At 47.7% G+C, this 8,803-nt stretch carries 9 protein-coding genes; 5 read left to right on the forward strand and 4 right to left on the reverse strand.

What is annotated here, in order from left to right; all coding sequences use genetic code 11:
* Positions 1–157: 157 nt before the first annotated feature.
* From M0P91_RS09000 to M0P91_RS09010, 3 genes are all read right to left on the reverse strand, one after another.
* A complete protein-coding gene (locus M0P91_RS09000; protein WP_295066441.1) occupies positions 158–487 on the reverse strand; it encodes a DUF1104 domain-containing protein in 330 nt (109 codons plus the stop codon).
* 66 nt (positions 488–553) lie between these two features.
* On the reverse strand, positions 554–1,954 hold the full coding sequence (locus tag M0P91_RS09005) for a Na+/H+ antiporter NhaC family protein (RefSeq protein ID WP_295066442.1): 1,401 nt from the start codon (positions 1,952–1,954) through the stop codon (positions 554–556).
* 52 nt (positions 1,955–2,006) lie between these two features.
* A complete protein-coding gene (locus M0P91_RS09010) occupies positions 2,007–2,630 on the reverse strand; it encodes an acyl-CoA acyltransferase (RefSeq protein WP_295066443.1) in 624 nt (207 codons plus the stop codon).
* 74 nt (positions 2,631–2,704) lie between these two features.
* Between M0P91_RS09010 and M0P91_RS09015 the strand changes: the two genes are divergently transcribed.
* The 5 genes from M0P91_RS09015 (at position 2,705) to M0P91_RS09035 (ending at position 7,401) form a co-directional block, all read left to right on the forward strand.
* Positions 2,705–3,382 (forward strand): L,D-transpeptidase family protein, encoded by a 678-nt coding sequence (locus M0P91_RS09015; protein WP_295066444.1) that lies wholly within the window; start codon positions 2,705–2,707, stop codon positions 3,380–3,382.
* Between the two features lie 227 nt (positions 3,383–3,609).
* Positions 3,610–4,617 carry a cytochrome c peroxidase gene (locus M0P91_RS09020; protein WP_295066445.1) on the forward strand — a complete coding sequence of 336 codons (1,008 nt, stop codon included), beginning with the start codon at positions 3,610–3,612 and terminating at the stop codon, positions 4,615–4,617.
* Between the two features lie 10 nt (positions 4,618–4,627).
* On the forward strand, positions 4,628–4,939 hold the full coding sequence (locus tag M0P91_RS09025; RefSeq protein ID WP_295066446.1) for a plastocyanin/azurin family copper-binding protein: 312 nt from the start codon (positions 4,628–4,630) through the stop codon (positions 4,937–4,939).
* 2 nt (positions 4,940–4,941) lie between these two features.
* Entirely contained in the window at positions 4,942–5,634 is a 693-nt protein-coding gene (locus M0P91_RS09030; RefSeq protein ID WP_295066447.1) for a c-type cytochrome, read from the forward strand.
* Positions 5,635–6,933: 1,299 nt separating this feature from the next.
* Complete coding sequence (locus tag M0P91_RS09035; RefSeq protein ID WP_295066617.1) at positions 6,934–7,401, forward strand: methyl-accepting chemotaxis protein; 468 nt, start codon at positions 6,934–6,936, stop codon at positions 7,399–7,401.
* A 218-nt stretch (positions 7,402–7,619) separates the two neighbouring features.
* Here M0P91_RS09035 and M0P91_RS09040 read toward each other — a convergent pair.
* The coding region (locus M0P91_RS09040; protein WP_295066448.1) for an AAA family ATPase at positions 7,620–8,803 on the reverse strand (1,184 nt) is incomplete at its 5' end.

Consider the following 8,803-nt stretch of genomic DNA (forward strand, 5'->3'; position numbering starts at 1 on the left):
CTGATGTTACGCACTCGATTCGTTTTCCGTCATCCTCGGGCTTGACCCGGGGATCCATCCCCATAAGAGAGAGCTGGATTCCCGATCGAGTCGGGAATGACGAAGCCAAAGGCAACTTTGAATGGCTCAAACCAATACTATGCGTAAGGTCACTTATTTAGTGTGAACGGCCGCCGCCCATGCGTGACTGGTTTTGCATTTGCGTTTGCATCGCCGGAGTTTGTGTCTGGCTTTGGGAACGGGTCTGGTTTTTTGAACCGCTCCCGTCCTGAGCACCTGAGCGGCTTTGTTTCATCTGCTCTTTAAATGCCTGACGCTCTTCAACCGTCATGGCCTGGACTCGGCTTTGCATCTCCGCTTGAAAAGCGGCGCGATCGGCTTCAGGGACACTTCCCCTCATCGTTTGCAACTCGCTCATGGTCATCGTACTGTAATCGGCTGAAAAGGCGGCTACGCTCAAAAGAGCAACAAAGGTTAAAGCTTTCATGGTATTTCCTTGTGTTTGGATAACGGTAGTATCCCATAAAAGCATTAGCGAAATGTTAGCGGAGTATTACGCGATCAAGATTCCGGTGCCAAGGAAGAAAACCAGCGCAATGGCTGCGGAGATCAGTGCGTAAGGGAGCTGGGTGCGGGTGTGTTCTTGTACGTCGCATCCGCTTGCCATAGCGGAGATAATGGTCGTGTCAGAGATGGGGGAGCAGTGGTCTCCGAATACACCGCCTGAAATGACGGCCCCCATGCAAAGGGCTACGGGGGCATCGAGTCCGACAGCCAGAGGGATAGCAATAGGGAGCATAATACTAAATGTCCCCCAGCTTGTTCCGGTGGCAAAAGCGATAAGGGCCGCGAGGAGAAAAATCGCTGCCGCCAGATAGGCCGAGGGGAGGTAATCACCGATGAACGAGGCGAGATATTTCCCCACCTCCATATCCGAGCTGACCCCGCCGATCGCGAAGGCAAAGAGGAGGATTGCGGCGATAGGGGCCATTGATTTTGCCCCTCGGAAAGTTTCGGTGAGAAAAGTTTTCGTATCCATGACGTTTTGAAAACGGTAATAGCCGTACGTGAGGAGGAGGGTGACGATCAGGGTGTAAAAGATCGAGGTAGAACCGGAGCCTTTGAGAATATTACCATTGCCGGTAATGAGCATAAATACGATGACGCCGCCGATCATCCATACCATAGGCCACAAGAAGAGGCCGACGGAGCCTTTCTCATCGTGGCATTGCAGGGAAGGTTCGGTGATAGCGGCATGGCGCATCGGGCCGATATCAATGGTATACCAGATGGTGATAAAGGTGACGAGGAGGGCGATGTAGGCGTAAAAATTATAGGCAATGGCTTGAATGAGCCAGCCGCTCTCTTCTCCGGCAATCAGACCTGCACTGATTTGTCCTCCGATGAGCCCAAGGAGGAGTGCTCCCCACCCGTTGATGGCGATGATCGAACAGACGGGTGCCGAGGTGGAATCGCAGACAAAAGCGAGTTTGGCCCGGCTGATGCCGTAGCGGTCGCAAAAGGGCCTTCCGATCGCTCCGGCGACGAGAGAGGTGATGGAAGATTCGATAAAGATGACGATCCCCGCGATGAAGCTTGGCATCAGGGCTCCCCGTTTGGAGTTAACCCAGGAGCGTTTAACGCTGAGTTCATGAATCAGGCCGTTCACCCCGCCGCTGCGTTCGATCAGGCTCATGACCGAGCCGACCATCATAGCGAACGCGAGGGTTTTAAGGACCCACCCTTCGTTCAGGAGCCCCCAAAACCGTTCGCTCATTAGTAGAAAGGTATCCAACGGGTGAAATCCGGCAATGATGAATTCGCCGACCGTAATCGCACTCAGGAGTGCGATAAAAACCGATCGGCTGAAGAGGGCGAGGAGAATGGCGATAAGGGGGGGGATGAGTCCCAAGAGACCGTATTCGATGGAAATTCCTTTTCGAAACCCCCTCACAAAAGAGTTGAGGCGGGAGTAGTAATGTTCGCAATAATGGTTAAAAATATTTTTAGAGGATCATTTGAAGACGCATAATGCCGGGACGTCCGAATTGTTCTTTATAATATTCGCTCCGTTTTTCGTCAATGACGGAAAATCCCAGTTTTTTATAAATAATTTCTGTCTCTATCGATCCGATCTCAACGGATGTTTGGACTTTCCGGTACCCTTTAAGCCGTGCGGCAAGCATACTTTTTCCGATCAGTTCTTTGAGAATTTCAAAACTTTTAAACGGATTTTTGACCATAATAAAATCCAAGACCCATGTTTGGTTGTCGACATCCGCTTCACAGAGTAAATAAGCGGCGATCCGTTCGTGATAGCTCTCATCAAAACCGATCTCTTCGAGTGCTTTTGAAAAAATTTCATGGGTTGCGATTCGCGGCTCGTATCCGCAGAGTGCACCGACACGCTCTCCCCCTGCTTCCGCGATGGAAAAATTGGAATAATGGCAATAACTTTTCGTGGACGCAAGGGATAGACGCTTCAGATAATCACTCAATGCCGCTTCATCGGAGGTATTGAACACCAAATCGAACAACCCGATCTTTTTGCCGGCCCGTGACCCTTCCAACAAAGCCTGGGCGATCATATCGATATCTGCCTCGGTTGCTTTGCGAACTGTTATATTCATCGATGCCCCTCACGTGCGATTTTCAATATGCTATACTACCTAACTTTAAAACAAACTAAGTTCAGGTCAATTGTATGGTGAAATTTTTTACCCTTTTATCCCCATTCATTCTATTTTCATCGGTTTTCGGAGCAGAACAGCTCGTTTTGGTCCTTGCCCCGGAGATGAACAGTACCGGGGCAACAATGCAGCGCTATAGCAAAGAGGGAGTATGGCAAAAAACGGGAGAAGCGGTTGCCGTCACCCTCGGACGTAACGGATTGGGGTGGAGTGATGGGGAAAATCCTCTCAAATACGAGGGGGACGGTCGCAGTCCTGCAGGGGTATTTGCGATTACCCGGACATTCGGATCCGACCTTGCTGCAAACTCGGCAATGCCCTATGTCTATGCCGATGAAAATGTGATCTGTATCGACGAGAGTTCGGATGAGCGTTACAACCAAATCGCTGTGCTTGATCCTGCCCACCCTCCGAAAAGCTATGAAACGATGCGCCGAACGGATGAAGTCTACCGCAACGGTGCGATTGTCGAGTATAACGCACAAGGGGAAAAAGGGAGAGGATCGTGTATCTTCATTCACCTCAATCATCCGGACCATCGTCCCACCGCCGGATGTACGGCGATGGAGGAGAGCGCTCTGAAAGAGCTTTTGGGATGGTTCGATCCCTCAAAAAACCCCGTTATGGTACAAATACCGAAACGAGAGTGTGAAAAATATCAACAAGAGTTTACGGGGATCGACTGCCGCTAGAGGGTAACTCTTTTTCCGTAATAATGTATTTCTTTAAGCTTCTGCCAAAATAATACTTCCATGCTAATAAGTGATTATTTTTTGATGGTGCACTCGTCGTTTAGCTCAAGTTGATACCCTAATCGAGCCATTTTCTTGACATAAGTAGCTGTTTTAGGTAAAAATAGTTTAGTATTCTTATATATAAATAAAATCATTTATATGAAATGATTTACAAAAGGATTTTTATGTTTAAAAAATCGGTTTATTCATTTGTCACGGCAATGGTGGTTGCGGGGGTAGGGTCATCTGTTTTTGCAGCGGCTGAAGCGTCCCATTTTACCCGTCCTGCAAATGTTCCGTTCCCGGCAGATAATGCAATGGCGAAAGAACGGATAGAGTTGGGGAAACTCCTCTTTTTTGACGTACGTTTGTCAAAGTCAGAACAAATTTCATGCGCAACATGTCATGATCCGAAAAAAGGATGGAGTGACGGATTGCCAAAAGCGGTAGGTCACGAAGGACGTATGGGACCGCGTAATACCCCGACTATCCTAAACGGTGCGTATCAACAGACGCAGTTTTGGGATGGGCGTGCCGCAACACTCGAAGAGCAGGCTTTAGGCCCGATTCAAGCAGATGTAGAGATGAATATGCCGCTTGATGAACTGATTGTTAAGCTTAATGGTATTCCGGGATACGTTAAACTGTTCGCAAAAGCGTATCCGGGAGAAGGGGTGACAAAAGAGAGTCTGGCCAAAGCGATCGCATCGTTTGAGCGGACGGTTGTCTCATCGAATGCCCCTTTTGACCGTTTTATCAAAGGGGACAAAAAGGCGATTAGCGAGAATGCCAAAAAAGGGTTTGAGCTGTTCAAAGGAAAAGGGGGCTGTACCAACTGCCACGACGGCTTCAACTTTACGGACGGAAGTTTTCATAATATCGGTCTTGATGATGGGGATGTGGGACGCTATAAGGTAAAGAGTAAGGAGATTTTTTACGGTGCTACTAAAACGCCTACCTTGCGTGACGTGACAAAATCATCTCCCTATTTCCATAACGGAAGTGCTGAAACACTTGAAGAAGCCTCCACGGTATGCAGCAGCGGCGGTAAAAATCCTCAGGCTCGGAATGTTTCCACGGCATTGAAAAAAGCCGATCTTACGAGAGAAGAGATCGGGTATCTCGCAGATTTCATGAAAACACTTGAATCGCCTGCCATGAAACTCGATATCCCAACCAAATTCCCAAAATAAGGAACACGTAATGAAAAAAATGGTCAGTTTAGTATCAATTCTCCTTCTGTGCAGCTCAGGGTGGGCGGCAGAGTTTGTTGTAGAGCAAAAGGGGAAACAGTTTTCTCCCAATACCATAAAAGCCAAAGTCGGGGATACCGTTCGTTTTAAAAATTCAGATCCTTTTGCCCACAATGCGTACAGCGACGATGCGGCAATCGCGTTTGATATCGGAATGCAAGCCCCGGGTGACGATAAAGTGGTTAAGTTAAAGGCCAAAGGGAAATTCAGTGTTGGATGCAATATCCATCCGGCGATGGCACTGACGATTATTGTGGAATAAGGATGACACTCATTGCCGCAGCAGTAGTGTCTGTGCTCTTGATGTGTGGATCGCTTCAAGCATCGGAGGATAAGAACATAGCCAAAGGGTCCATGTTGTTTAATGCCAATTGCAGCGGTTGTCATACCCTCGATGGGAAACCAAGAGAGGGATTAGACCTGGTTATCCCCCCTCGCAATCTGACAAAATCGCTGTTATCCAGAGAACAGATGCACCGTATTATCCAAAAAGGGGCTGCCCATTTCGGTGCATCCAAAGACATCATGATGGCCTATGAAAATATTCTCAAAGAGGATGAAATCGGAGCAATCGCCCTCTTTTTGTCGGAAAAAGTCAATAAAAAGAGCTTTCTTGAAGCTCAGAATCTGTACGCACAGACCAAACCGCTTGAGGATGAACAAAAAGCGAATACGGTTCGTGTAGGGAGAAAAATTTATTCGTTGCGATGTCTGTTTTGCCATGGTGAGAAAGGTGACGGCAAGGGGATAGCAACGACCATCCCGACTGAATCCCTTTTTCCGTACAATCTAAATAAAACCCTTTTAACCAAAGAGCAGAAATTTTTAGTCATTAAATACGGAGCAAACCGCTGGGGAGCCGGTAAAGACGATATGGGAGCATGGCACGTTCTTTACGACGATACGACCATCAAGCTGATAGTGGAATACATTGATCAGACGTTTACAAACAAATAATCGAAAAATGGAGAAAGTGCCATGAGTGTTAAACAAAGATTGTATATCGGTTTTTTTGCGGTTGCACTCCTTGCCGTCCTTGGCGGAATAATTGGGAAAATATCGGGTGCTGTGATTCAAAACGGCACAGACAGTGTCATTAAAAAGAGTCTCCCGCAGCTCAAAGCAATTTCCGGAGCGATCCTTAGCATGGAGCGCTCCCTGTCGAATCTGAAAGGGTATCAGCTTTCAACCCGGCCTGAACCGCAGATTGTTGAGCAAATACAGCAAAATCTGGATGCGGTAATCAAAAATCTTGTTTTTTTGGAAAAGGGGGATGTTGAAAACAAGGTACCGAGTGTCGATCAAGAGGTTTTAAAAGAGGTTGTTTCAGCGCAGAAAAAAAGCGAAGCATTCAAGCTGACTATCCAAGAGTCAATCGATGTACAGAGTTATAAGATCACTCTTTTGAACAAGAGTGAAAAAGATGAACGGACCGTTAAAACACTGGCAATGATTGATCAAAGCGGGAAAATTAACTATGCGGTCTCTATGAAGGCGGCAGAGGAGATTCTCACCGCGCTTAAAACAATTGAAAAAAACATTGACCAAAATACGTTTGAAGCCAAAGAGCGTGTTGAATCGGCCCAGACAATAGCGAATATAATCAATTGGATTATTACATTGGCCGCAATGGGTGGAGGTGCGTTTATCGCGTACTTCTTTGCCCGGAAGATCTCTGTTTCGCTTGAAGATTTTCAAAACGGACTCTTCAATTTTTTTGATTTTCTGAATAGCAAGACACGTGAAATTAAGCCTTTGAATGAGAATGGAAACGATGAATTTGCCCGGATGGCAAAAGTGATCAATGAAAGCATTGCCGTCATTGAAAAGGGATTGATGCATGATGAACAGGCAGTTCTTGATGCGGTCGAGATTGCTAACCGTGTCAAACGGGGGGAGTTGACATGCTCAATCACCGCAGTTCCGAATAACCCACAGCTTATCAGGCTTAAAGATGTCCTCAATGAGATGCTTGTCGGGCTCAATATGAATATTCAGAAAGTGTTGGCTGGGTTAAAAGCTTATACCGCTAACGATTTTAGTGTTCAGGTTGAACTCGGAGAGTTGCACCATGAAATGGCCAATATGATTAACGGTGTGAACAATCTTGGAAGTGAAATGTCTTCGATGCTTTCCCTTAATCTTTCAAATGGGCAAATGTTATCGGATTCATCGATTATTCTGAAGGAGAGTGTCGAGCGGCTTGGTGGAGCGAGTGCTAGCCAGGCGGTATCACTGGAAGAGACCGCCGTATCGATGGAACAGATGGCCAAAGCGATGCAGACGGTTGGAATGTCGGCAGATATGATGATTGCCCAATCGAATACGATCAAGGGGGTTATCGAAATCATTAAAGATATAGCAGATCAAACCAATCTGTTGGCGCTTAACGCTGCGATCGAAGCGGCGCGAGCCGGAGAACATGGTCGTGGATTTGCCGTTGTTGCGGATGAAGTCCGTAAACTTGCCGAACGGACTCAAAAAAGTCTCACTGAAGTGGATGTCAGTACCAATGGGTTGGTACAAACAATCCACGATATGACCGATATGCTCAAAGAACAGATTCTGGCTATTGAACATGTCAGCACATCCATTATAGGATTGGATAAGCTTTCTCAGGACAATGCTCATGCAGCCGAAGAGACGGACAAAGTTGCCATTGAAGTTTCGATGCTGGCGAAGCGGTTAGTCGATGAAGCGAGTCGTAAAAAATTTATCTATTAGTGTCTGACCTTACGCACCTTGTCTAAACACGTGCGAAAAGGTTAGTAATCTCCCGCATTTGACAGATGCGGGTAGCTTCAGGGGGGTGCAGGGGTGAAAAGCGTCAAAAAAGCCAACTGCTTGGCTTTTTTAGCTTTGGAACCCGGCCGATGCACGAAGTGCCGGCTGGGCCGTCCCCGCCACTTTACGGGCTTTGCCCGGAAAGTGCGTAACATCAGTTAGTGTGATAATTCTTGCATGACGGTGATCCGTTTGGATTGTTCCAACCGCCGGCATGCAGATTCAAATGCCCCCGTCTCACCAATGAAGATGCAGTGCCCTTTGGCACGGGTGAGAGCGGTATAGAGAAGTTTGGTTCCCAGCATGATGCGGTGGGAAAAGCTCATGACGACGACAACGGTATCGTACTCCATCCCCTGTACTTTGTGAACGCTCAGGGCATAAGAGAGGCTCAATAGCGTACTGATCTCCTCATATTTGTATTGGACGATGAGCTCTTCGTTGGGGTAATAGACATAGGCGAGTTCTTCTTCTTCCTCGATTCGGAACACAAGCCCGCACATCCCGTTGAATATCCGCCGTTCGCTCGGTTTATTCCCCTCTTTGAACTCTTCAGGGGTATAGGAGAGAATATTCTCATTCTTGGTGTGGACCACCTTGTCCATCAGTCGGAGTTCTCCGTGCAGCGTTTTGATCTTTTTTTTCGGATTTGGATTGAAATAATCTTGCAACAGGAGATTGAGGTTCTCAACCCCAAGCGTATATGCCCGCATCGGCGAGATCACCTGAAAGGCGCTGAGGTATTCGCGGATCTGTTTGGTCTGGAGTTTTTCGCGTGATGCAGGGAGTTCTGCGAGAGTCACTTCGGCGATTTTGGCAAGAATATTATGGGAAAGGGTTTGAATCGCTTCGTCGAATTCGTTGCTGGTGAGGCTTTGTTTGAGAGCGTGACGGTTGGAGAGTTCGACGGGGATAAAGGTAAAATCTTCATACGATTCACGGTAGGAGGGGATAATACCGCGCCGGACATCGTTGGCGATGAGGGCAATGGCTTGATCGGCACTTTGGCGGTAAATTTGTGTCAGCATGACGGTCGGTGCCAGATTCAATGCAATCGCATCGGTGAGAGGATTTCCCGCACCGATGGGGGGGAGCTGCGCATCATCTCCGACGATAATGACGACGGCATCCCCCTCTATTTTGGCCATCAGCCGTGCGAAGAGGATGGAATTGATCATCGACGCTTCGTCGATCAAGACCACCCGGTAGGGCATTGTGTCGTGGGATTCGAATTTCACCAGCAGGCTTTGGATCGTACCGCTTTGGTAGCCGCTGCGTTCACGAATCCTCTGAGACGCAATACCGCTGAGGGCGCACGTCATGATCAATGCCGGATCGGTAC

Source organism: Sulfuricurvum sp., from assembly GCF_023229695.1.
Taxonomy (GTDB): Bacteria; Campylobacterota; Campylobacteria; order Campylobacterales; family Sulfurimonadaceae; genus Sulfuricurvum.

Excerpts from the sequence above, each read along its gene's own strand:
- M0P91_RS09020 (WP_295066445.1), top strand. The coding sequence starts at position 3,610 with ATGTTTAAAAAATCGGTTTATTCATTTGTCACGGCAATGGTGGTTGCG.
- M0P91_RS09000 (WP_295066441.1), bottom strand. The coding sequence starts at position 487 with ATGAAAGCTTTAACCTTTGTTGCTCTTTTGAGCGTAGCCGCCTTTTCA.
- M0P91_RS09015 (WP_295066444.1), top strand. The coding sequence starts at position 2,705 with ATGGTGAAATTTTTTACCCTTTTATCCCCATTCATTCTATTTTCATCG.
- M0P91_RS09030 (WP_295066447.1), top strand. The coding sequence starts at position 4,942 with ATGACACTCATTGCCGCAGCAGTAGTGTCTGTGCTCTTGATGTGTGGA.
- M0P91_RS09025 (WP_295066446.1), top strand. The coding sequence starts at position 4,628 with ATGAAAAAAATGGTCAGTTTAGTATCAATTCTCCTTCTGTGCAGCTCA.
- M0P91_RS09010 (WP_295066443.1), bottom strand. The coding sequence starts at position 2,630 with ATGAATATAACAGTTCGCAAAGCAACCGAGGCAGATATCGATATGATC.
- M0P91_RS09035 (WP_295066617.1), top strand. The coding sequence starts at position 6,934 with ATGGAACAGATGGCCAAAGCGATGCAGACGGTTGGAATGTCGGCAGAT.